At 60.5% G+C, this 23,777-nt stretch carries 15 protein-coding genes; 8 read left to right on the forward strand and 7 right to left on the reverse strand.

The window, feature by feature from the left end; all coding sequences use genetic code 11:
- Positions 1 to 116: 116 nt before the first annotated feature.
- Positions 117 to 1,136 (forward strand): quinone-dependent dihydroorotate dehydrogenase, encoded by a 1,020-nt coding sequence (locus AC1DU9_RS18440; protein WP_223462923.1) that lies wholly within the window; start codon positions 117 to 119, stop codon positions 1,134 to 1,136.
- Positions 1,137 to 1,395: 259 nt separating this feature from the next.
- Here the strand turns inward: AC1DU9_RS18440 and rmf are convergent, their stop codons facing one another.
- A complete protein-coding gene (gene rmf, locus AC1DU9_RS18445) occupies positions 1,396 to 1,611 on the reverse strand; it encodes a ribosome modulation factor (RefSeq protein ID WP_003223300.1) in 216 nt (71 codons plus the stop codon).
- Positions 1,612 to 2,140: 529 nt separating this feature from the next.
- Between rmf and rlmKL the strand changes: the two genes are divergently transcribed.
- A complete protein-coding gene (gene rlmKL / locus AC1DU9_RS18450) occupies positions 2,141 to 4,411 on the forward strand; it encodes a bifunctional 23S rRNA (guanine(2069)-N(7))-methyltransferase RlmK/23S rRNA (guanine(2445)-N(2))-methyltransferase RlmL (protein ID WP_223462922.1) in 2,271 nt (756 codons plus the stop codon).
- A gap of 199 nt (positions 4,412 to 4,610) precedes the next feature.
- Positions 4,611 to 7,010, forward strand: a complete 2,400-nt coding sequence (locus AC1DU9_RS18455; protein WP_477810587.1) for a sensor domain-containing diguanylate cyclase — start codon at positions 4,611 to 4,613, stop codon at positions 7,008 to 7,010.
- 138 nt (positions 7,011 to 7,148) lie between these two features.
- Here AC1DU9_RS18455 and dacB read toward each other — a convergent pair whose 3' ends face one another.
- Complete coding sequence (dacB, locus tag AC1DU9_RS18460; protein WP_223462920.1) at positions 7,149 to 8,609, reverse strand: D-alanyl-D-alanine carboxypeptidase/D-alanyl-D-alanine endopeptidase; 1,461 nt, start codon at positions 8,607 to 8,609, stop codon at positions 7,149 to 7,151.
- Between the two features lie 234 nt (positions 8,610 to 8,843).
- Here dacB and AC1DU9_RS18465 point away from each other — a divergent pair, with 234 nt between their 5' ends.
- Positions 8,844 to 9,188 (forward strand): YggL family protein, encoded by a 345-nt coding sequence (locus AC1DU9_RS18465; RefSeq protein WP_007971486.1) that lies wholly within the window; start codon positions 8,844 to 8,846, stop codon positions 9,186 to 9,188.
- Positions 9,189 to 9,300: 112 nt separating this feature from the next.
- Here the strand turns inward: AC1DU9_RS18465 and AC1DU9_RS18470 are convergent, their stop codons facing one another.
- Positions 9,301 to 10,515, reverse strand: a complete 1,215-nt coding sequence (locus AC1DU9_RS18470) for a benzoate/H(+) symporter BenE family transporter (RefSeq protein ID WP_477810588.1) — start codon at positions 10,513 to 10,515, stop codon at positions 9,301 to 9,303.
- Between the two features lie 373 nt (positions 10,516 to 10,888).
- Between AC1DU9_RS18470 and AC1DU9_RS18475 the strand changes: the two genes are divergently transcribed.
- Positions 10,889 to 11,653: a GntR family transcriptional regulator gene (locus tag AC1DU9_RS18475; RefSeq protein WP_007993504.1), complete on the forward strand. Its 765-nt coding sequence runs from the start codon at positions 10,889 to 10,891 to the stop codon at positions 11,651 to 11,653.
- Positions 11,654 to 11,832: 179 nt separating this feature from the next.
- Here the strand turns inward: AC1DU9_RS18475 and guaD are convergent, their stop codons facing one another.
- From guaD to xdhA, 4 genes are all read right to left on the reverse strand, one after another.
- Entirely contained in the window at positions 11,833 to 13,137 is a 1,305-nt protein-coding gene (gene guaD / locus AC1DU9_RS18480; RefSeq protein ID WP_477810589.1) for a guanine deaminase, read from the reverse strand.
- Between the two features lie 23 nt (positions 13,138 to 13,160).
- On the reverse strand, positions 13,161 to 14,003 hold the full coding sequence (gene xdhC / locus AC1DU9_RS18485; RefSeq protein WP_477810590.1) for a xanthine dehydrogenase accessory protein XdhC: 843 nt from the start codon (positions 14,001 to 14,003) through the stop codon (positions 13,161 to 13,163).
- A gap of 135 nt (positions 14,004 to 14,138) precedes the next feature.
- On the reverse strand, positions 14,139 to 16,538 hold the full coding sequence (gene xdhB / locus AC1DU9_RS18490; RefSeq protein WP_477810591.1) for a xanthine dehydrogenase molybdopterin binding subunit: 2,400 nt from the start codon (positions 16,536 to 16,538) through the stop codon (positions 14,139 to 14,141).
- Positions 16,531 to 17,985: a xanthine dehydrogenase small subunit gene (gene xdhA / locus AC1DU9_RS18495; RefSeq protein WP_223462915.1), complete on the reverse strand. Its 1,455-nt coding sequence runs from the start codon at positions 17,983 to 17,985 to the stop codon at positions 16,531 to 16,533. Before xdhA ends, xdhB begins: the two co-directional genes overlap by 8 nt.
- A 267-nt stretch (positions 17,986 to 18,252) precedes the next feature.
- Here xdhA and AC1DU9_RS18500 point away from each other — a divergent pair, with 267 nt between their 5' ends.
- The 3 genes from AC1DU9_RS18500 (at position 18,253) to zipA (ending at position 23,522) form a co-directional block, all read left to right on the forward strand.
- Positions 18,253 to 18,912 (forward strand): GntR family transcriptional regulator, encoded by a 660-nt coding sequence (locus AC1DU9_RS18500; RefSeq protein WP_223462914.1) that lies wholly within the window; start codon positions 18,253 to 18,255, stop codon positions 18,910 to 18,912.
- A gap of 2 nt (positions 18,913 to 18,914) precedes the next feature.
- Entirely contained in the window at positions 18,915 to 22,403 is a 3,489-nt protein-coding gene (smc, locus tag AC1DU9_RS18505) for a chromosome segregation protein SMC (protein ID WP_477810592.1), read from the forward strand.
- Positions 22,404 to 22,661: 258 nt separating this feature from the next.
- On the forward strand, positions 22,662 to 23,522 hold the full coding sequence (gene zipA / locus AC1DU9_RS18510; protein WP_477810593.1) for a cell division protein ZipA: 861 nt from the start codon (positions 22,662 to 22,664) through the stop codon (positions 23,520 to 23,522).
- Positions 23,523 to 23,777: the final 255 nt, after the last annotated feature.

Raw genomic sequence — 23,777 nt, forward strand, 5'->3', positions numbered from 1 at the left:
GATTGGTGCAAGGCATATGCCATTAACCGCTGATTTGCTCACGCGCCTCGCTTGCAACCCCGTTGCCCGGCTATAATCGCCGCCTCAATTCGCCGCCAATCGAGTCAAATCCGCCCATGTACACCCTGGCCCGTCAGCTGTTGTTCAAACTCTCTCCGGAAACCTCCCACGATCTGTCCCTGGACCTGATCGGCGCGGGCGGACGTCTTGGGCTCAACGGCTTGCTGTGCAAGGCCCCGGCGAAGGTGCCGGTGAATGTGATGGGCCTGGACTTCCCGAATCCGGTGGGACTGGCCGCCGGTCTGGACAAGAACGGTGCGGCCATCGATGGGTTCGCCCAACTGGGTTTCGGTTTTGTCGAGATCGGCACCATCACGCCGCGTCCACAGCCGGGCAACCCGAAGCCACGCCTGTTCCGTTTGCCGCAAGCCGAGGCGATCATCAATCGCATGGGCTTCAACAACCTCGGCGTCGATCACCTGCTGGCCCGCGTGGCGGCGGCCAAGTACAAGGGCGTGCTGGGCATCAACATCGGCAAGAACTTCGATACCCCGGTCGAGCGTGCCGTGGATGACTACCTGATCTGCCTGGACAAGGTTTACGCCCACGCCAGCTATGTGACGGTCAACGTCAGTTCGCCGAACACGCCGGGCCTGCGCAGCCTGCAATTTGGCGACTCGCTCAAGCAGTTGCTGGCCGATCTGGCCGAGCGCCGCGCGGAACTGGCATTGCGTCATGGCAAACATGTACCGCTGGCGATCAAGATCGCGCCGGACATGAGCGACGAAGAAACCGCCCAGGTTGCACAAGCGCTGATCGAAACCGGAATGGACGCCGTCATCGCCACCAACACCACCCTCAGCCGCGTAGGCGTCGAAGGCATGGAGCATGGCGAAGAAGCCGGTGGTCTGTCCGGCGCACCGGTTCGCGACAAGAGCACCCACACCGTGACAGTGCTGGCATCGGAGCTGGGTGGTCGCCTGCCGATCATCGCTGCCGGCGGCATTACCGAAGGCAAGCACGCTGCAGAAAAAATCACCGCAGGCGCGAGCCTGGTGCAGATCTACTCGGGCTTCATCTACAAAGGCCCGGCGCTGATTCGCGAGTCGGTAGACGCAATCGCAGCGCTACGCTGATCCCCTGTGGGAGCAGCCGGTCGACGCTCGATTGCTCGCGATGGCAGCCTTTCAGTCAACATCATCGTTGAATGTTAAACCGCTATCGCGAGCAAGCTCGCTCCCACAGGTGTGTTTGCAGTTCGAACGTTGAATCGTCAGACATAAAAAAGGGCTCCTTAAAAGGAGCCCCTGGGCCGGAGCCCGCCGTCCGGATGGGACGCGCATGGTTAATTCGGTACAAAATCAGATTGTCGTGTCGGAGTGTTATGCCCTGTAATTAGCCGACGGCGTGAAGTTCGTTGAGTCTGTGGATTCCCGCAGTGCCGGTCATACCGTCCCAGTTGTCGCCGCGTCCTTCTCGCCAGCCATTGATCCAGGCTTGACGTACCGACGGTAGAGTAAATGGGCAAAGCTCACGGGATTTACCACCAACGCCATATTGATATCCGCGCAAAAATGCTCTTTCCAACGGATCACGCTTAAGTCTTCTCATAGGGTGTTGCCCTCACTTGTTGACTGTATTTATCGCGTCGACCTCAATTGAGGTCTGGCAGAAAAATTCTGCCGTTGGGGGCTCGTTGCCGGCGTGACGAGCCAAAGTGTTGGCGTCATTGCGGCGCCAACCTGTATTGAGTTCTAACCAATGCGTCACATCGAGGGAATGATCGTTTTGTCATAAGGACGTAACCGTTCATATGTTAAGGCCATAAGTAACAGCGTGTTTTACCGTATTTATTGGCCAAACCCCGGTATGATCGGCCCCGCGCTGGATGATGGGCTTAATCCTTTAGTGAGAATGGCTCCCGTTACCGGGAAGCACTATTCGACGAAGGGTCGACTTATGACATTTTGTTGCATCAACTTTTTTATCTGTCCTTGCATCTAAGCTCTTTTAACCCGGGCAGCAAGGGTGGAACGGCACACCTTCGTGCCACGCGGGCGCTCTTCGAGAAAAGCGCCTGATTGAAAACCGGACCGGCAATGCGTTGCCCGGTCACTCAGCTAAAGGTTCTGGAATTCCCATGTCCGATCGTTTCGAACTCTTCCTCACTTGCCCAAAAGGCCTTGAAGGCCTGCTCATCGAGGAAGCCGTCGGGCTTGGCCTTGAGGAAGCGCGGGAGCACACCTCGGCCGTGCGCGGCATGGCCACCATGGAAACCGCTTATCGCCTGTGCCTGTGGTCGCGTCTGGCCAACCGCGTGCTGTTGGTGCTCAAACGTTTCCCGATGAAGGACGCCGAAGACCTGTACCACGGCGTGCTGGACATCGAGTGGCAAGACCACATGCTCAATGACGGCACCCTGGCCGTCGAATTCAGCGGCCATGGTTCGGGTATCGACAACACCCACTTCGGCGCGCTGAAGGTCAAGGACGCCATCGTCGACAAGCTGCGCACCCCGCAAGGCGACCGTCCGTCCATCGACAAGCTCAACCCGGACCTGCGCATTCACCTGCGCCTGGACCGTGGCGAAGCCATTCTTTCCCTCGACCTGTCGGGCCACAGCCTGCACCAGCGCGGCTATCGCCTGCAGCAAGGTGCGGCACCGCTCAAGGAAAACCTTGCGGCCGCCATCCTGATCCGTTCCGGCTGGCCACGTATCGCGGCCGAAGGCGGCGCGCTGGCCGACCCGATGTGCGGTGTCGGTACCTTCCTGGTGGAAGCGGCGATGATCGCCGCCGACATCGCGCCGAACCTGCGTCGCGAGCAGTGGGGCTTCACCGCCTGGCTCGGTCATGTCCCGGCGCTGTGGAAAAAACTCCACGAAGAAGCTTCCGAGCGCGCCGCTGCCGGTCTGGCCAAAACACCGTTGTGGATTCGCGGCTACGAAGCCGATCCACGGCTGATTCAACCGGGTCGCAACAACGTCGAGCGAGCCGGCCTGAGCGAGTGGATCAAGATCTACCAGGGCGAAGTCGCGACTTTTGAGCCGCGTCCGGACCAGAACCAGAAAGGCCTGGTGATCTGCAACCCTCCATACGGCGAGCGTCTGGGTGACGAGGCGAGCCTGCTCTACCTCTACCAGAACCTCGGCGAGCGCCTGCGTCAGGCCTGCCTGAACTGGGAGGCGGCGGTGTTCACCGGTGCGCCGGACCTGGGCAAGCGCATGGGCATCCGCAGCCACAAGCAGTATTCGTTCTGGAACGGCGCCTTGCCGTGCAAGCTGCTGCTGATCAAGGTGCTGCCGGACCAGTTCGTCACCGGCGAGCGTCGTACCCCGGAGCAACGCCAGGTCGAGCGTGAGCAAGCTGCCTACGATCAGGCGCCGAACGAGCCGCAGGAACGCAAGTTCAACAAAAACGGCAACCCGATCAAACCGACGCCGGCACCGGCTCCGGTGATCGAGCAGCCGCGCCTGAGCGAAGGCGGGCAGATGTTCGCCAACCGCCTGCAAAAGAACCTCAAGGCCCTGGGCAAGTGGGTCAAGCGTGAAGGCATCGACTGCTACCGCGTGTATGACGCCGACATGCCGGAATACTCCATGGCCATCGACCTGTATCACGATTGGGTCCACGTCCAGGAGTACGCCGCGCCGAAATCCATCGATCCGGAAAAGGCTTCGGGCCGTATGTTCGATGCCCTGGCAGCCATCCCGCAGGCGTTGAACATCGACAAGAACCGTGTGGTGGTCAAGCGCCGCGAGCGTCAGAGCGGCACCAAACAATACGAGCGCCAGGCGGCGCAGGGCAAGTTCGTCGAAGTCAATGAAGGCGGCGTGAAGCTGCTGGTGAACCTCACCGACTACCTCGACACCGGGCTGTTCCTCGACCATCGGCCGATGCGCATGCGTATCCAGAAGGAGGCGGCCGGCAAACGCTTCCTCAATCTGTTCTGCTACACAGCAACGGCCAGTGTGCATGCGGCCAAGGGCGGCGCGCGCAGCACCACCAGTGTCGACCTGTCGAAAACCTATCTGGACTGGGCGCGGCGCAACCTGTCGTTGAACGGTTTTTCCGACAAGAACCGCCTGGAGCAGGGCGATGTGATGGCGTGGCTTGAAGCCAGTCGTGACGAGTACGACCTGATCTTCATCGACCCGCCGACGTTCTCCAACTCCAAGCGCATGGAAGGCGTGTTCGACGTGCAGCGTGACCAGGTGCAATTGATTGACCTGGCCATGGCGCGGCTGGCACCCGGCGGCGTGTTGTACTTCTCCAACAACTTCCGCAAGTTCGAACTGGAGGCCAACCTCGGCGAGCGTTATGCGGTCGAGGAAATCACTGCCCAGACCATCGATCCGGATTTTTCCCGCAACGCCAAAATCCATCGTGCCTGGAAAATCATGGCTCGTTGACACCTGGATCTGTGTAGGAGCGAGCTCTGCTCGCGATGGTCGACAACGATAACGCGTGCTTTCTGAATGCACGCGGTGTTCTTGAGTCCATCGCGAGCGAGCTCGCTCCTACAGTGCTGGTCAAATTAGTGGCTAATAGCTATAACTCAGTCCATGGCCAAAGGGCTTCTCCGCACCTGGCGTTTTGAGTTTGCGTTTTATGTCGTTGCACGCCGTGCGCCCCAAGATCCTGGGTTTTATCAGTGAAGATGTTTCGGCCTGGCTGGTCGCGCTGCTGGCATTGCTTGTCGGCGGGGTGCTCACCGGGTTGCTGGCGTGGTCGACGCTGAATCTGTATCACCATCAATTGCGGCAACGTTTCCAACTGCTGGCCAGTGAGCGTTACAGCCGTATCGAAGAGCGTTTCGAAGATCAGGAGCAGCGCCTCGATGGCCTGCGCCGGTTTTTCGCCAACTCCGAATCGGTTTCTCGAGCGGATTTCGACGGTTACACCCAGCCTTTACTGCTGCGAACCCAGGCTTACTCCTTTGCCAAACGGGTCACTCGTGACGAGCGGGCGGCGTTCGAGGGGCGAGTGCGTGACGAAGGCTTGAGCAGCTTCACCCTGAGAGAACTCAACGCTGACGGCCAATTGCAACTGGCCGGTGAGCGAGATGAATACGTAGCGGTCCTGTATAGCCAGACGCAAAGCAGACTCGGCCCCCCCCTCGGTTACGACTTGCTGGCCCAGCCGCTACGGCGTGCCACGCTCGATCGGGCCGATCAGCGTGGTGGCATGGCAGTGTCGCAACCGATGCATCTGGTGAGTATCGAGCCGGCTTATGCGCGAGGCGTGCTGCTGGTCGCGCCGGTCACGCAACGCAACAGTCAAGACCTCAATCTCACGAAGCCCTACGGTTATGTCATGGCAGTGATCAGCATGCGCCAGTTGCTGGCGGACGGACTGCCGGAAGCGAGTCGTGACTATCTCTCGGTGCGCATCCTCGATTTGTCGACCGACAAGCAGCACGAGGTGCTGTTCGAGTCGGCCAACCCGCCGGCTATCAGCGAGTTGTCCGCCACGCGCCTGTTGCGCATGGCCGACCATGACTATCAAGTCGATATCCAGCCCAGCGACGCGTTCGTACAGGCCAACCATTCCTCCGTGACCAGTCTGGTGGTGTTGGGTGGTTTGCTCAGCGTGTTGCTCAGTGCCTTGCTGTATGTGCTGGTCAGTCAGCGGCAGCGGGCGCTGAAACTGGTCGAGCAACGCACCCGGGAGCTGCGGGATCGAGAACAGGAGCTGCGTCGTACCCATGGTCAGTTGCGTGGCGTGCTGAATGCCGCCACTCAGGTTGCGATCATCGCCACCGACCTGCGTGGCGTCATCAGCACCTTCAATGCCGGTGCCGAGCAGATGCTCGGCTATGCCAGCGCCGAGGTGGTGGGGCACATGACCCTGGAGAACCTGCACCTGCCCCGGGAGCTGGTCGCTCGCTCGGCGGAGTTGAGCGCACGCTATGGCAAGCCGGTTCCAACCTGCCACGCGATGCTGGTCGAAGGCGACGTAGAGGGCAATCACGAGGCGCGGGAATGGACGCTGGTGCGCGACGATGGCAGCCATTTGATGGTCAACATGCTCGCCACGCCAGTGCTCGACGAGCAAGGCCTGTGGGTCGGGCACCTGGCGGTGTGCATCGACATCACCGAACGCAAACGGGTCCACGAAGCGCTCGCGGCGCGGGACCTGCTGTTGAAAAAACTCAGTGCCCACGTGCCCGGTGGCATCTACCAGTTCAAGATGGAGTTCGACGGACGCTTCAGTGTGATCTACGCCAGCGACGGCATTCGCGAGATCTACGAACTCGAATCCGACGTGCTGGTGCTCAATGCCGAAGCGATCTTTACCCGGATTCACCCTCTGGACACCACCCGTGTCCGCGCCTCGATCCGCGCCTCGGCCGACACCCTCAGCCCCTGGCGCGAGGAATACCGGGTGCAACTGCCTCAACGTGGTTTGCGTTGGGTTCGCGGCGAAGCCACTCCGGAGGAACTGCCCGGTGGCGGCGTGCTGTGGCACGGCTACATCTCGGACATTTCCGATATGAAGCGGGTGGAGGAAGAATTACGCGCGTTGTCGGTCACCGATTCGCTGACCGGTATCCACAACCGGCGCTATTTCCAGGAGCGCTTGACCACCGAAATGGCCCGGGTGGAGCGCGGCGGTGGGGATCTGTCGGTGATCATGCTCGATATCGACCATTTCAAACGCATCAATGACCTGCATGGGCATGCCATCGGTGATCGGGTGTTGCAGGCCGTGTGCCAACGGATCGGTCACCGGCTGCGCCGGACCGATGTGTTCTGCCGCCTGGGCGGTGAGGAGTTCATGGTGCTGTGCCCGGATATCAGCGGCGAACATGCCTTTGTGTTGGCCCGGCAATTGTGGCAAGGCTTGCGCAGTTCACCCATTGACGATGTAGGTACGGTCACCGCCAGTTTCGGGATTGCCAGTTGGCGGGCCGGGGAGGGCGCCGATGCCTTGCTGTTGCGCGCGGATTCGGGAGTTTACGCGGCGAAGCAGGCGGGAAGGGATCGGGTAGAAGGGGAGATGAATTAACCCGGGTTGCACGCTAACCCTGTGGGAGCGAGCTTGCTCGCGATAGCAACAGTTCAGTCAGTATTAATGTGACTGACACTCCGTCATCGCGAGCAAGCTCGCTCCCACAGTGGATCTCTGTAGTTCTCAGGGGCCGGGTTACAACACCGAAGCCGTCTGCGGCAGTTTCGGTTGGCGGTACAGGTCGAGCAGCACCTGATCGAGCACCGAAGAGGCGCCAAACGGGGCCTTGTCGTTGAGGATCGCCACCACCACCCAGGTGTTGCCGTTGACGTCGCGACTGAAACCGGCGATCGCCCGCACAGTGTTCAGGGTGCCGGTCTTGACGTGGGCTTCACCGCGCATCGCAGTGGTCTTCAGGCGCTTGCGCATGGTGCCGTCGGTGCCGGCAATCGGCATCGAACTGATGTACTCGGCGGCATACGGGCTGTGCCACGCAGCTTCGAGCATCGAGGCCATTTCCCGGGCGCTGACGCGCTCGGCACGGGACAGGCCGGAGCCGTTCTCCATTACCAGATGCGGTGCGGTGATGCCCTTTTTCGCCAGCCACTGACGCACGACGCGCTGGGCGGCCTTGGCGTCGTCACCATCGGCATCGGTGCGGAAGCGTTGGCCCAGGCTCAGGAACAACTGCTGGGCCATGGTGTTGTTACTGTACTTGTTGATGTCGCGGATGATTTCCGCCAGGTCTGGCGAAAACGCCCGGGCCAGGACCTTGGCGTCTTTCGGTGTTGGCGCCAGCACATCCTTGCCCTGAATGCTGCCACCCAGTTCCTTCCAGATCGCGCGGACGGCGCCAGCGGTGTAGGTCGCGTGGTCGAGCAGCGACAGGTAAGTCTGCGAGCTGCAGCCTTCACCCAGCTGACCGCCGACCGTCACGGTCATGCTGCCGTCGGCCTGTGCCACCGGGTTGTAGCGCACGCCGCCGGTGCACTGTTTGGAATTGAGGGCCTTGACCTGGTTGTCGATACGGATGGTCGCAATCGGCGGTTCCACCGAGATCAGCACCTTGCCCGAGTCATTGCGCGCGACGAAGCGCAGCGCCTTGAGGTTGACCAGCAGCGAATCGGGTTTGACCAGGAACGGTTTGTTCTCGTCGTTGCCGTCGTCATTGAACTCCGGCAATTGCGGTTGCACGAAGAAGGTTTTATCCAGCACCAGGTCGCCAGTGACCTGGGTGACACCGTTGGCACGCAGGTCGCGCATCAGCAACCAGAGTTTTTCCATGTTCAGCTTCGGATCGCCGCCACCCTTGAGGTAGAGGTTGCCGTTGAGAATGCCGCCACTCAAGGTGCCGTCGGTGTAGAACTCGGTTTTCCACTGGTGGTTCGGCCCGAGCATTTCCAGGGCTGCGTAGGTGGTGACCAGTTTCATGGTCGACGCCGGGTTGACCGACACGTCGGCGTTGAACACTGTCGGGGTGCCGGGGCCGGTGAGCGGGATCATCACCAGCGACAGGGCATTGTCCTGCAACTTGCTGGCTTTCAGGGCTTTTTCAACGTTGGGCGACAACGCGGTATTGATTGGAGCGGCGGAAACGGAGAGGGCCAGGGGGAGAAGAAAACCGGCCAACAGCAATGGACGCAAAGATCTGATCATCTGAAATAAAACCCTACAGTCGAGGGGAAAAAAGATGAGGGCATGGAGATAAATTCCCTCAATGGTCATGAAAGTGTCGGCATTATGCCCCAAGGTGTCACAGCTTGTGCCGTGCGCGGGCTGTCTGATCGGCTATTTTTTTACCGACGGTAGGCATCGTGGCCCAGAGAGTCAGGCAATCGGCGGCTTAAACTGCTAAAGTGCCGGCCGTTATTACTTAAGAGGATTGTTTCAATGGCGACTAACCGTTCCCAGCGTCTGCGCAAAAAACTGTGCGTCGATGAATTTCAAGAGCTGGGTTTCGAACTGAACCTGGATTTCAAAGAAGATTTGGCTGATGAAGCCATTGATGCTTTCCTCGATGCGTTCCTCAAAGAAGCCATGGAAGCCAACGGTCTGGGTTATGTTGGCGGCGACGACTACGGTCTGGTTTGCCTGCAGAAGCGTGGCTCGGTCAGCGCTGAACAGCGCGCTGCCGTTGAAGCCTGGCTCAAAGGCCGCACCGAGCTGACCAGCGTTGAAGTCAGCCCGCTGCTGGACGTCTGGTACCCGGAAAAGCCGATCAATCCGGTAGCTTGATGTTCCAGTAAAAAACGGCGACTCAAGGGTCGCCGTTTTTTTTGCTTTTTTTGTAGGAGCGAGCTTGCTCGCGATGAACCTGAGAGCGCTGCGGGGTCTCAGGTTTCCAGCGTTATCGTTGACGACCATCGCGAGCAGGCTCGCTCCTACAGGTCAGGATCAGCAGAGTCACAACACCCGCGACAATCCCCCAGAACGCCGAACCGATGGAAAACAGCGTCAGCCCCGATGCCGTGACCATGAAGGTGATCAACGCTGCTTCACGTTCCTTCACTTCGCTCATGGCGATGCTCAAGCCGTTGATGATCGAGCCGAACAGCGCCAGCGCCGCAATCGACAGCACCAGCTCCTTGGGCAGCGCGGCAAACAATGCCGCGAGCGTCGCGCCGAACACCCCGGCGATCCCGTAGAAAATCCCGCACCAGACGGCTGCGGTGTAGCGCTTGTGGCGATCCTCATGGGCGTGCGGTCCGGTGCAGATCGCTGCGCTGATCGCCGCCAGGTTGATCCCGTGGGAGCCGAACGGTGCCAGCAGCAAACTGGCGATGCCGGTGGTGGTGATCAGCGGCGAGGCAGGCACCGTGTAGCCATCGGCGCGCAATACGGCGATACCGGGCATGTTTTGTGAGGTCATGGCGACGACAAACAGCGGAATGCCAATGCTGATGGTCGCGGCCAGGGAGAAGTGCGGCGTGGTCCAGACCGGCGTCGCCACCTCCAGGTGAAAACCGCTGAAGTCCAGCAGCCCCATGAAGCCTGACAATGCCGTGCCGATCAGCAATGCTGCCAACACCGAATAGCGTGGCGACAGGCGCTTGACCACCAGATAAGTGAAGAACATCCCCAGTACCAGGGCGGTGCGGTGTTGCGCCGCGACGAAAATCTCGCTGCCGATCTTGAACAGGATCCCCGCCAGCAGGGCGGCGGCCAGGGATGCGGGAATCTTTTTCATCAGCCGTTCGAAGCTGCCGGTCAGCCCGCAAATCGTCACCAGCACCGCGCAGGTGATATAGGCACCAATGGCTTCGCCGTAGCTCACACCGCCTAAGCTTGTGATCAGCAGCGCGGCGCCGGGGGTCGACCAGGCAATGGTTATCGGCGTGCGATAGCGCAGGGACAGGCCAATGGAGCACACCGCCATACCGATCGAGATGGCCCAGATCCACGAAGAAATCTGCCCGCTGCTCAGGCCCGCCGCTTGCCCGGCCTGAAACATCAGCACCAGGGAACTGGTGTAGCCGGTCATCATGGCGATGAATCCGGCGACGATGGCCGAGGGCGAGGTGTCGGCCAACGGGCGGAGCTGCGTTTGGGTGGCGTCGTTCATGACGGATGGTGTTCCTTTTACAAATGAAGATGTCCGCGGCAACGTCTGAACCCCTGTGGGAGCGAGCTTGCTCGCGATAGCGGTGGATCAGCCAACAGGAGTGCTGAATGTGACGCCGCCATCGTCGGAACGCCGCCCGGAGCAAGCTCGCTCCCACAGGGATCGCGTTACAAAGGCGGATTCTACGAACAAGCCTAAACTCAAAAGTAACCAGACGTTGCAATACAGCCGTAGCAACATTCAGCCGTACAGTCGTGTTGGCACTAACCATTGTGTACAATCACAGTGTTATTTACGCGATACTTGCCAGCGACCCACCGTGCCGTAATACAGTCACCGTCAATTCGCCGCAGTTCTTCCGACTCGAGTGCCCATGAACGAACAGTTGCAACCCCTAAAGAAACAACCGCGAGCAGGCAAAGCCGGCCGTAGCGGCACCCAGGACGATATTGTCTACGCGCATATCTTCGAGGCCATCCTCGAACAGCGCCTGGCGCCCGGCACCAAGTTGAGCGAAGAAGCGCTGGGGGAAATTTTCGGGGTCAGCCGCACCATCATTCGCCGCGCCTTGTCGCGCCTGGCCCATGAAGGCGTGGTGCTGTTGCGTCCGAACCGCGGTGCCGTCGTCGCCAGTCCGAGTGTCGAGGAGGCGCGCCAGGTGTTCATGGCCCGGCGTCTGGTCGAGCGCGCGATCACTGAGCTGGCGGTGCAGCACGCCACCGCCGAGCAGATCGCCGAACTGCGCCAGATGGTCAACGACGAGCGCGACAGCTTTTCCCGTGGCGACCGTGGTGCCGGCATCCGCCTGTCGGGCGAATTCCACCTGAAACTGGCCGAAGCGGCGAAAAACGCCCCGTTGATCAGTTTCCAGCGCAGCCTGGTGTCCCAGACTTCGCTGATCATCGCCCAGTACGAAAGCGGCAACCGCTCCCACTGCTCCTACGACGAGCACACCCAGTTGATCGACGCCATCGAAAAACGCGACGCTGAACTGGCGGTCGACCTGATGATGCACCACATGGATCACATCGACAGCAAGCTCAACCTCGACGAAGAAAGTGCTTCGGATGATCTGCATGCGGTGTTCTCGCATTTGTTGCAGACCAAGAAGCCAGGGCGGTCGACCGCGAAACTCTGATAGACCGCGTCGCGCCTATCGCCAGCAGGCTGGCTCCCACAGGGTTTTGTGTCGAATGCGAAATTTGTGATCACTGAAGATCAACTGTGGGAGCGAGCCTGCTCGCGATGACGATCTGACAGGCAATAAAAATCCCCCGGGCTGTACAGCGACGGGGGATTTTTTATGGGCGCAAACTTTTAGCGCTGATGCACCAGATTCCCCGCCGCATAAGTCTGCAGCACAGTCCGGTCATCACCCAGCGTCATCAACACAAACAACGTCTCGGCGATGTTATTGGCCTGCTTCAGGCGATAGCCCAGCAGCGGCGTGGCGTTGTAGTCCAGCACGAGGAAGTCGGCGTCGGTGCCCGGTTGCAGGTTGCCGATCTTGTCTTCCAGGCGCAGTGCACGGGCGCCGCCGAGGGTCGCCAGGTACAGCGACTTGAAGGGGCTCAGGCGTGCACCTTGCAGCTGCATGACCTTGTAGGCTTCGTTGAGGGTTTGCAGCAGCGAGAAACTGGTGYCGCCGCCCACATCGGTGCCGATGCCGACATTGAGCTTGTGCTTCTCGGCCATCGGCAGGTTGAACAGGCCGCTGCCGAGGAAGAAGTTCGAGGTCGGGCAGAACGAGATGGCTGAACCGGTTTCCGCCAGTCGCGCGCACTCGTCATCGCACAGATGCACACCGTGGGCGAATACCGAGCGCTCGCCGAGCAACTGGTAGTGATCGTAGACGTCCAGGTAACCCTTGCGCTCCGGGAACAGCGCCTTGACCCACTCGATTTCCTTGAGGTTTTCGCTGATGTGGGTCTGCATGTACAGATCCGGGTATTCGGTCAGCAATTGGCCGGCCAGGGTTAGCTGTTCCGGAGTGCTGGTCGGTGCGAAGCGTGGGGTGACCGCGTAGTGCAGGCGACCCTTGCCGTGCCAGCGCTCGATCAGCGCCTTGCTTTGTACGTAGCTGGATTCGGCGGTGTCGGTCAGGTAGTCCGGGGCGTTGCGGYCCATCATCACCTTGCCGGCGATCATCCGCAGGTCCAACTGCTCGGCGGCTTCGAAGAACGAGTTCACCGATTGCGGATGCACGCTGCCGAATACCAGCGCAGTGGTGGTGCCGTTGCGCAGCAGTTCCTTGATGAAAATCTCCGCGACTTCATCGGCATGGGCTTTGTTGGCGAACTGGCTTTCGCACGGGAAGGTGTAGGTGTTGAGCCAGTCCAGCAATTGCTCGCCGTAGGCACCGACCATGCCGGTTTGCGGCAGGTGGATATGGGTGTCGATGAAACCTGGAGTGATCAGTGCATCCTGGTAGTGGGTGATTTCGACGTCAGCCGGCAGGGTCGGCAGCAATTCGCTGGCGTGGCCGAGGGCGCTGATTTGGCCGTTATCCACAACCAGCAAGCCGTCTTCGAAATACTCGTAGGAGGCTTCGATGCCCACGATGGCGGGGTCGGCGATGCTGTGCAGGATGGCGGCGCGGTAGGCTTTGCGAGTCAGTGGCATGGGCGTTCTCAAATGGTGGCTCTTTAGTTCGACGCTTGGCTGCGGCGTGACGCAGGCAGCAGTTTGGCAATCGATCCGGCGCTGGCGGTGTGCTGCCCGAAGTTCGCGTTATAGGTGGCGATGATTTCGCCGGCGATGGAGATGGCGATTTCCACAGGCAATTTGCCTTTGACTTCGCCGATGCCCATCGGGCAGCGCATGCGTTGCACAACGCTGCTGTCGAAACCGCGGTCGCGCAGGCGATGTTCGAACTTCACGCGTTTGGTCTTCGAGCCGATCAGACCGAAGTAGGCGAAGTCGTTGCGCTTGAGGATCGCAGCGGTCAGTTCGAGGTCGAGTTGATGGTTGTGGGTCATCACGATGCAATAGCTGCCGGCGGGCAGGTCATCGATTTCATCCACCGGTTCTTCGCTGACGATCTTGCGCACACCGTGGGGGATCTGCTCGGGGAATTCTTCCTCCCGCGAGTCGATCCAGCGCACCCGGCAGGKCAGGCCAGCGAGCAGTGGCACCAGTGCGCGGCCCACGTGGCCGGCACCGAACACGGCGATCTGCGCCTGCACCTGGCCCATCGGTTCGAACAGCAATACCGTCGCACCACCGCAGCATTGGCCCAGGCTGGCGCCGAGGCTGAAGCGCTCCAGATGCGTGTCCTGCTTGCCGCTGGCGAGCATCTCGCGGGCGATCTTCATGGCCTTGTATTCCAGGTGCCCGCCACCGATGGTGTCGAAGCTCTGGTTCGCGCTGATGACCATCTTCGAGCCAGCGTTGCGCGGCGTCGAGCCGAGCTCTTCGATGATAGTGACCAGCACGCAGGGCTCACCCCGGTTTTGCAGGTCGGCGAGGGCGTCGATCCAGTTGTACATGTTCACCTCGACATCTGTGTGTCTGTTAGTCCGCCATCGCGAGCAAGCTCGCTCCCACATTGGATTTGTACAGGTCCATCAGTCAGCACATAACCCTGTGGGAGCGAGCTTGCTCGCGATAGCCGCACCTCGGTCTTAGAGCGAAGCCAACTCGGTCTCGGCTTCGACAGCCTTCGCCGCCTTCAACTGGCGCATCTGCTCACAACCCCACAACACCCGCTCCGGAGTCGCCGGTGCGTCGATTTTCGGTTGATGCTTGTAATCGCCCAGGCTTGCCACCGCGTCCTTGATCGCACACCACGAGGCAATGCCGAGCATGAACGGCGGCTCGCCCACAGCCTTGGAATGGAACACCGTGTCTTCCGGGTTCTTGCGGTTTTCCACCAGCTTCACCCGCAGGTCCAGCGGCATGTCCGCCACGGCCGGGATCTTGTAGCTGGCCGGGCCATTGGTCATCAGCTTGCCCTTGTTGTTCCACACCAGCTCTTCCATGGTCAGCCAGCCCATGCCCTGGATGAAACCGCCCTCGACCTGACCGATGTCGATGGCCGGGTTCAGCGAGGCGCCGACGTCGTGGAGGATATCGGTGCGCAGCATCTTGTATTCGCCGGTCAGGGTATCGACCAGCACTTCGCAGCACGCCGCGCCGAAGGCGAAGTAGTAGAACGGCCGGCCACGGGCCTGGCTGCGGTCGTAGTAGATTTTCGGGGTCTTGTAGAAGCCGGTGCTCGACAGCGACACCTGGGCGAAATACGCCTGCTGAATCAGTGCTTCGAAGGTCAGGATGTGATCGCGAACCCGCACGTGGCCGTTGTGGAATTCCACGTCTTCTTCGCTGACCTTGTATTGGCGAGCGGCGAATTCCACCAAGCGTTGCTTGATGGTTTCGGCAGCGTTCTGCGCGGCCTTGCCGTTCAGGTCRGCACCGCTGGAAGCGGCGGTCGGCGAGGTGTTCGGCACTTTGTCGGTGTTGGTCGCGGTGATCTGCACGCGGTCCATTTCCACCTGGAACACTTCGGCCACGACCTGCGCGACCTTGGTGTTCAGGCCCTGGCCCATTTCGGTGCCGCCGTGGTTGAGGTGGATGCTGCCGTCGGTGTAGACGTGCACCAGTGCTCCTGCCTGGTTGAGGAAACTCGCGGTGAAGGAAATGCCGAATTTCACCGGGGTCAGCGCCAGGCCTTTTTTCAGGATCGGGCTGTTGGCGTTGTAGCGACGGATCGCTTCGCGACGCTCGGTGTACTGGCTGCTTTCTTCAAGTTCCGCGGTCATCTCTTCGAGCATGTTGTGCTCGACAGTCTGGTAGTAGTGGGTGACGTTGCGCTCGGTCTTGCCGTAGTAGTTGGCCTTGCGCACTGCCAACGGATCCAGGGCCAGGTGCCGGGCGATGGCGTCCATCACTTCTTCGATGGCGACCATGCCTTGCGGGCCGCCGAACCCACGGTAGGCGGTGTTCGATGCGGTGTTGGTCTTGCAGCGATGACCGTTGATGGTCGCATCGCCCAGGTAGTACGAGTTGTCCGAGTGGAACATCGCCCGGTCGACAATCGACGCCGACAGGTCAGGGGAGCAACCGCAGTTGCCGGCCAGTTCCAGGTTGATGCCGTGCAGGCGGCCGGTGCTGTCGAAGCCGACGTCATACTCGACATAGAACGGGTGACGTTTGCCGGTCATCAGCATGTCTTCGACCCGCGGCAGGCGCATCTTGGTCGGCTGGCCGGTGAGGTGCGCGATCACCGCGCACAGGCACGCGGGGCTCGCCGCCTGGGTTTCCTTGCCGCCGAAACCGCCGCCCATGCGGCGCATGTCGACGACGATTTTGTTCATCGACACGTCCAGCACTTCCGCCACCAGTTTCTGCACTTCGGTGGGGTTTTGCGTGGAGCAGTAGACGATCATGCCGCCATCTTCGGTGGGCATCACCGAAGAGATCTGGGTTTCCAGGTAGAAGTGCTCCTGGCCACCGATGTGCAGGGTGCCCTGGATGCGATGTTTGGCAGTGGCCAGCGCCGTGGCTGAATCGCCGCGTTTGTGGGTGTGACTGTCGAGTACGAAGTGGCGTTTGCGCAGGGCTTCGACCACATCCAGCACGGGCTCGAGGTCTTCGTATTCGATGATCGCGGCCATGGCCGCTTTACGCGCGGTTTCCAGGTCATTCGCGGCAACGGCGACCACCGGTTGACCGACGAATTGCACGGTATCGATGGCCAGCAGCGGATCGCCTGGCAGCAATGGGCCGATGTCTTTCAGGCCCGGCACGTCCTCGTGGGTGATGGCGATGCGCACGCCTTCGAAGGCGTAGCAGGGGGCGGTGTCGATACTGATGATCCGGGCGTGGGCACGGTCCGACATGCGCGCATAAACGTGCAACTGGTTCGGAAACTCCAGGCGATCGTCGATGTACTGCGCTTCACCGGCCACATGCTTGGCGGCGCTGTCGTGCTTGACGCTGCGGCCGACACCGGTGGTCAGGTCCTTGGCGAACAGTTCAGCCAATTCGGCTTGGGTCTTCTCTACGGCGTGATGATTAGACATAAGCGGTCACCCGAGTCTCGATGTGCGGTGTTTGCAGTTCGATGAAGTATTTGCGCAGCAGGTTCTGCGCGCTGAGCAGGCGATATTCCTTGCTGGCGCGGAAGTCCGAGAGCGGCGTGAAGTCTTCGCCCAGGGCAGCGCAGGCACGCTCGATGGTGGCGTTGTTGAACGGCGCACCGAGTAACGCGGCTTCGCAGGCGGCGGCGCGCTTCGGGATAGCCGCCATGCCACCAAAGGCGACGCGGGCTTCAGCGACTACACCGTTTTCCAGGCGAATGTTGAAGGCGGCGCACACCGCCGAAATGTCATCGTCCAGACGCTTGGAGATCTTGTAGGCACGGAACAGTTTTTCGGCGCTGGCACGCGGCACGATGATCTTCTCGATGAACTCGCTTTCCTGACGCGCAGTGACGCGGTAATCGATGAAGTAATCTTCCAGCGCCAGGGTGCGGCGGGTTTCGCCCTTGCACAGCACGATTTGCGCGCCCAAGGCGATCAGCAGGGGCGGTGAGTCACCAATCGGCGAGGCGTTGCCGATGTTGCCGCCAAGGGTGCCCTGATTGCGGATCTGCAAGGACGCGAAGCGGTGCAGCAATTCACCGAAGTCCGGGTACTCGGCGTTCAAGGCCTCGTAGCAATCGGACAGGGCCGTGGCGGCGCCGATTTCCAGGCGGTCGTCAAAACGTTCGATGCGCTTCATCTCGGCGACGTTGCCAACGTAGATCATCACCGGCAGGGTGCGGTGGAACTGCGTGACTTCCAGCGCCAGGTCGGTACCGCCGGCCAGCAGGCGGGCCTGTGGATAGGCGTCATAGAGGTCGGCCAGGTCGGCCACGGTCAGCGGCACCAGGCAGCGTTTGTCGCCGCTGTTGAGTTCGCCGATATCGGTCGGGGCAATGGCTTTCAGGCGCGCGATGGTGTCGGCCTCGCGGGCGTCGAACTGGTCCGGCTGCTTGGCGCAGCAGGACTGCTCGGCGGCTTCCAGGATCGGCCGGTAGCCGGTGCAGCGGCACAGATTGCCGGCCAGTGCTTCGTGGGCCTTGGCATGGTCCGGTGCATCGCTGTTCTTTTGCAGGGCAAACAGCGACATCACGAAACCGGGGGTGCAGAAACCGCATTGCGAGCCGTGGCACTCGACCATGGCTTTCTGCACGCTGTGCAGTTCACCCTTGTGCTTGAGGTCTTCAACGCTGATGAGCTGTTTGCCGTGCAGGGACGACACGAACGTCAGGCACGAGTTGAGGCTGCGATAGCGAATGTGTTCGCGGCCGTCATCATCCGTTTGCAACTCGCCGACCACCACGGTGCAGGCGCCACAGTCACCGCTGGCGCAGCCTTCTTTGGTACCGGGTTTGCCCACATGGTCGCGCAGATAATTGAGCACGGTCAGGTTCGGGTCCAGGGCGTGCTCGCTACGGAGTTCCTGGTTTAGTAAAAACTGGATCACGGAAGGCCTCGCAGACTCATTATTGTTGTTAACCGACAGGAACTGAATTTAGCAGGTCTGACTTTTCGGTCAATGATTTTCTGACTTAAAGGTCAGGAAATTGCAATTTGTCGATCAACCACCTGTTCCTTAATTATTGTCGTTGGTTCGATAGCCTGCTTTTTTGCTTGAATCGTGCCAAAAACCTCCGGACGGGCACTCCGCCCTGATGCAGCAATTGCGCTACACTGCGCCGCTTGTACAGATCGAAGAGTTTGAAGGACAACCATGACGTTCAAGGCGCCGGACAGCCTCGCCGAGCAAATCGCTCACCACCTCGCCGAACGTATCATTCGCGGCGAAATGAAGCCCGGAGAGCGCATCCAGGAACAGAAAGTCACGCTGGCCCTCAATGTCAGCCGTGGTTCGGTTCGCGAGGCCTTGCTGATCCTCGAGCGTCGGCACCTGATCGCGATCCTGCCGCGACGTGGCGCCCACGTTACCGAACTCACCGCGCACAAGGTGCGGAGTCTGTGCACGCTGATGAGCGAGCTCTACATTCTGCTCGGTAACTCGGTGGCCAGTGGCTGGAAAACCCAGGCCGACATGGCGCCGTTCTTGCAGATCCAGCAGCGCCTGACTGCCAGCTACGAGCGTCAGGACATCCGCACCTTCGTCGACGATAGCTTCAATGTGATGCGCGCCGCGTATCCGTTCGCCAACAACCCGTACTTGCAGGAAACCGTCGAGAATCTGCAACCGGCCATGAGCCGTGCGTATTTCCTCGCGCTGGACCAGCGCAAAGCGTCGATGAGCGAATTCCTGGAACTGTTCGAGCGCTTGCTCGCTGCCGTGCTGGCCCGTGACTTTCCGCAGATCCGCGAAGTGCTGACGGCTTACGCCCAGCGCAGTTGCGATCTGGTGGTTTCTGCCCTGACGGACGCTTAAACGTGCGGCTCAAGTGCATCAAGCTGGCGGGGTTCAAGTCCTTCGTCGACCCGACCACGGTGAACTTCCCCAGTAACATGGCGGCAGTGGTCGGGCCCAATGGCTGCGGCAAGTCGAACATCATCGACGCCGTGCGTTGGGTGATGGGCGAGAGCTCGGCGAAGAACCTGCGCGGCGAGTCGATGACCGACGTTATCTTCAATGGCTCCACCAGTCGCAAACCGGTGAGCCAGGCGAGCATCGAACTGGTGTTCGACAACTCCGACGGGACACTGCTTGGCGAGTACGCCGCCTATGCGGAAATTTCCATTCGCCGCAAAGTGACCCGCGACAGCCAGACGACTTACTACCTTAACGGCACCAAATGCCGGCGCCGCGACATCACTGACATCTTCCTCGGCACCGGCCTCGGCCCGCGCAGCTACTCGATCATCGAGCAGGGGATGATTTCCAAGCTGATCGAGTCCAAGCCCGAAGACCTGCGTAACTTCATCGAAGAAGCCGCAGGCATCTCCAAGTACAAGGAGCGCCGGCGAGAGACGGAAAACCGCATCCGCCGCACCCACGAAAACCTCGAGCGCCTGACCGACCTGCGCGAAGAGCTTGAGCGTCAACTAGAACGCTTGCATCGCCAGGCCGAGGCCGCCAAGAAGTATCAGGAATTCAAGGGCGAGGAGCGTCAGCTCAAGGCCCAGCTGTCGGCCCTGCGCTGGCAGGCGCTGAACGATCAGGTTGGCCAGCGTGAAGTGATCATCGGCAACCAGGAAGTTTCTTTCGAAGCCCTGGTCGCCGAGCAACGTAACGCCGATGCGAGCATCGAGCGCCTGCGCGACGGGCATCACGATCTCTCGGAGCGCTTCAATCTGGTGCAGGGACGCTTCTACTCGGTCGGTGGCGACATCGCCCGGGTCGAGCAGAGCATCCAGCACGGTCAGCAGCGTTTGCGCCAGTTGCAGGACGACCTGAAAGAGGCCGAGCGCGCACGCCTGGAAACCGAATCGCACCTGGGCCACGACCGCACGCTGCTGCTGACCCTCGGCGAAGAGCTGGACATGCTCACCCCGGAGCAGGAAGTCACCAGCGCCGCCGCCGAAGAGGCCGCTGCCGCGCTGGAAGAATCCGAAACCACCATGCACGGCTGGCAAGAGCAGTGGGATACGTTCAACCTCACCGCCGCCGAGCCGCGCCGTCAGGCCGAAGTGCAGCAGTCGCGGATCCAGCAGCTGGAAACCAGCCTGGAACGTCTGGCGGACCGGCATAAGCGCCTTGGCGAAGAACGCGCCTTGCTTTCGGCAGATCCCGAAGACGCGGCAATCATGGGGCTCAGCGAGCAGCTCGCTGAATCCGAAGCGACCCTTGAAGATTTGCAGACCAGTGAAGAAGCTCAGGTCGAAAAGCTTGAGCAATTGCGTCAGGAGTTGCAGCAGGCGCTGTCGGCGCAACAGCAGGCCCAGGGCGATTTGCAGCGCCTCAACGGTCGACTGGCTTCACTCGAAGCCTTGCAACAAGCCGCGCTCGATCCGGGCACCGGCACCGCCGAATGGCTGCGCGATCAGAATCTTGCGGATCGCCCGCGCCTGGCCGAAGGCCTGAAGGTTGAAGCCGGTTGGGAGCTGGCGGTGGAAACCGTGCTCGGCGCCGACCTGCAAGCGGTGCTGGTGGACGACTTCAACGATTTCGATCTGTCCGGGTTTGCCCAGGGCGATTTGCGTTTGCTCAGCCCGTCCAGCGATGGCGTACGGGTGCCGGGCAGCCTGCTGGACAAGGTCGAGGCGCAGCTCGATCTGTCGCCATGGCTGGGGCAGGTCAAGCCGGTCGACAGCCTCGAGCAGGCCTTGGCCTTGCGCGGTCAACTGGCCGTCGGGCAGAGCCTGATCAGTCGTGACGGTTACTGGGTTGGACGGCATTTCCTGCGGGTGCGTCGGGCCAGTGAAGCGGAAAGCGGCGTGCTCGCTCGCGGTCAGGAAATCCAGCAACTGGGCCTTGAGCGTGAAGAGCGCGAAGCCGCCGTCGAAACCCTGGAAACCCGGCTGCAGAATCTCRGGGCGCAGCAGCGTCAGCAGGAAAACGGTCGCGAACATTTGCGCCGTTTGCTGCAGGACGAAGCACGCCAGCAAGGTGAATTGAAGGCTCAATTGTCCGCCGGCAAAGCCAAGGCCGAACAATTGACCCTGCGCCGTAGCCGCCTCGACGAAGAGCTCACCGAGCTGGACGAGCAGCGGGCCCTGGAGCACGAAAACATCGGTGAAGCGCGCCTGCAATTGCAGGAAGCCCTCGACAGCATGGCGCTGGACACCGAGCAGCGTGAGTTGCTGTTGGCCCAGCGCGACAGCCTGCGTGAGCGTCTTGACCGGGTACGTCAGGAAGCCCGGCAGCACAAGGATCACGCCCACCAGTTGGCGGTGCGTCTGGGCTCGCTCAAGGCGCAGCACGATTCCACGCGCCAGGCGCTGGAGCGTCTGGAGATGCAGTCCGAGCGGCTGACGGAAAAACGCGAGCAACTGAGCCTCAATCTGGAGGAGGGCGAAGCACCGCTGGAAGAGCTGCGCCTGAAACTCGAGGAGTTGCTCGACAAGCGCATGACCGTCGACGAAGAACTCAAGACCGCGCAGATCACCCTCGAAGACGCCGACCGCGAACTGCGCGACGCCGAAAAGCGTCGCAGTCAGGCCGAACAGCAATCCCAGTTGATTCGCAGCCAGCTCGAAACCCAGCGCATGGAATGGCAAGCCCTGAGCGTGCGCCGCAAGACCTTGCAGGACCAATTGCTGGAAGACGGCTACGATCTCCACGGCGTACTCGCGACATTGACTGCAGAGGCCAGCGAGAAAGAGGCCGAGGAAGAACTCGAGCGTATCGCCGCGAGGATTCAGCGTCTGGGCGCGATCAACCTGGCGGCCATCGATGAGTACCAGCAACAATCGGAACGTAAACGTTATCTGGATGCGCAGAACGAYGATCTGGTGGAAGCGCTCGATACCCTTGAGAACGTGATTCGCAAGATCGACAAGGAAACCCGTAACCGTTTCAAGGATACCTTTGATCAGATCAATGGCGGTTTACAGGCGCTTTTCCCAAAAGTTTTCGGTGGAGGCCGCGCGTATTTGGAACTGACGGGCGAAGATCTACTCGATACAGGGGTAACAATCATGGCGCAGCCGCCAGGAAAGAAGAACAGCACCATCCATTTGCTCTCCGGCGGCGAAAAAGCCCTGACTGCATTGGCCCTGGTTTTTGCGATCTTCAAATTGAACCCGGCGCCGTTCTGCATGCTCGATGAGGTTGACGCGCCGCTGGATGACGCTAACGTTGGACGCTACGCGCGATTGGTAAAAGAAATGTCACAGACAGTGCAGTTCATCTATATCACCCACAACAAGATCGCCATGGAAATGGCCGAACAACTGATGGGGGTAACGATGCATGAACCCGGTTGCTCACGTCTGGTGGCGGTGGATGTCGAGGAGGCGATGGCAATGGTGGATGCCTGAGTCGTGGTTGCAGGAAAGGGTGTTTACGGTTTGTAGGACTCTTTTACTGGCTTCGACTTGCTGGCCAATCGACATATTCGCGCTAGCCAATGTGGTAGACGGTGTAAAGTTACCTTTGGTCGTGCTAGTTTAATGTCAATTTTTCGTATACGTGGGCAAAACGCCTGTCAGAACATAGAGTTGGCGCCACGTTTTAAAGCGGTTTGCAGGTTGTAAACCCCTTATTTTTCAGCATTTTTCATAGAGGCACGGGATTACATGGAAATCGGTCTGCGCGAGTGGCTGATCGTCATCGGCATTATTGTCATTGCCGGTATTCTTTTCGATGGCTGGCGCCGTATGCGCGGCGGCAAGGGAAAACTGAAGTTCCGTCTTGATCGAAGTCTGTCCAGCCTGCCAGACGAGGAAGGCAGCACCAGCGCCGAGCTGCTGGGCCCGCCGCGCGTGCTGGACACACATAAAGAGCCGCAACTGGACGAGCAGGATCTGCCGTCGGTGAGCATGCCGGCCCGCGAGCCTCGCGAGTCGGGGTCCAAGCGCGGCAAGCGTAGCCACGGCGAACCTTCCCAGGGCGATATGAACCTCAGTCTGGATCTGGACGGCGGCCCGAGCTTCAGCAGCCGCGACGACGATTTCCCGGATGACACCAAGGCTTCGCCAGCGGTCAACGGCAAAGAACAACCGCAAGCTGAAGAAGTGCTGGTGATCAGCGTGATCTGCCGCGACGCTGCCGGCTTCAAGGGCCCGGCGCTGTTGCAGAACATTCTGGAGAGCGGCCTGCGTTTCGGTGAGATGGATATTTTCCACCGCCACGAAAGCATGGCCGGCAACGGTGAAGTCCTGTTCTCCATGGCCAACGCGGTCAAGCCGGGCGTATTCGACCTGGACGACATCGACCACTTCAGCACCCCGGCGGTGAGTTTCTTCCTGGGGCTGCCAGGCCCGCGTCATCCGAAGCAGGCCTTCGATGTGATGGTGGCAGCGGCGCGCAAATTGTCCCAGGAGCTCAACGGCGAACTGAAGGACGACCAGCGCAGCGTACTGACCGCCCAGACGATCGAGCATTACCGTCAGCGGATCGTGGAATTTGAACGCCGCGCCCTGACCCAGAAACGTTGATTGAAATGGTTATTCCCGCGCGGTGCGCGGGATAATCGGCAAAACAGATTGAGCAGCCTCGGCTGCTCTTTTGCTTGTGCGCCAGGCATGGCGCGTTGCGCGTAAGCGCAACCAGCTTGGCTGTGGTGGCCTCGCTGGTGACTTGGAGGTGAAAGTCCTCTACACACCCGGCAAGGGGAAGTGTTAGCCAGAGGCAAGGGTGTCGCGGGTGACTGCGAATCTGAAGGAAGCCCGAGGCAAAATGCTGGCCTGACG

The organism is Pseudomonas sp. P4_C1 (assembly GCF_056402155.1).

What these genes read in the sequence shown, in the direction of transcription:
- AC1DU9_RS18440 (WP_223462923.1), top strand. Translation starts at nt 117, where the DNA reads ATGTACACCCTGGCCCGTCAGCTGTTGTTCAAACTCTCTCCGGAAACC.
- rmf (WP_003223300.1), bottom strand. Translation starts at nt 1,611, where the DNA reads ATGAGAAGACTTAAGCGTGATCCGTTGGAAAGAGCATTTTTGCGCGGA.
- rlmKL (WP_223462922.1), top strand. Translation starts at nt 2,141, where the DNA reads ATGTCCGATCGTTTCGAACTCTTCCTCACTTGCCCAAAAGGCCTTGAA.
- AC1DU9_RS18455 (WP_477810587.1), top strand. Translation starts at nt 4,611, where the DNA reads ATGTCGTTGCACGCCGTGCGCCCCAAGATCCTGGGTTTTATCAGTGAA.
- dacB (WP_223462920.1), bottom strand. Translation starts at nt 8,609, where the DNA reads ATGATCAGATCTTTGCGTCCATTGCTGTTGGCCGGTTTTCTTCTCCCC.
- AC1DU9_RS18465 (WP_007971486.1), top strand. Translation starts at nt 8,844, where the DNA reads ATGGCGACTAACCGTTCCCAGCGTCTGCGCAAAAAACTGTGCGTCGAT.
- AC1DU9_RS18470 (WP_477810588.1), bottom strand. Translation starts at nt 10,515, where the DNA reads ATGAACGACGCCACCCAAACGCAGCTCCGCCCGTTGGCCGACACCTCG.
- AC1DU9_RS18475 (WP_007993504.1), top strand. Translation starts at nt 10,889, where the DNA reads ATGAACGAACAGTTGCAACCCCTAAAGAAACAACCGCGAGCAGGCAAA.
- AC1DU9_RS18500 (WP_223462914.1), top strand. Translation starts at nt 18,253, where the DNA reads ATGACGTTCAAGGCGCCGGACAGCCTCGCCGAGCAAATCGCTCACCAC.
- zipA (WP_477810593.1), top strand. Translation starts at nt 22,662, where the DNA reads ATGGAAATCGGTCTGCGCGAGTGGCTGATCGTCATCGGCATTATTGTC.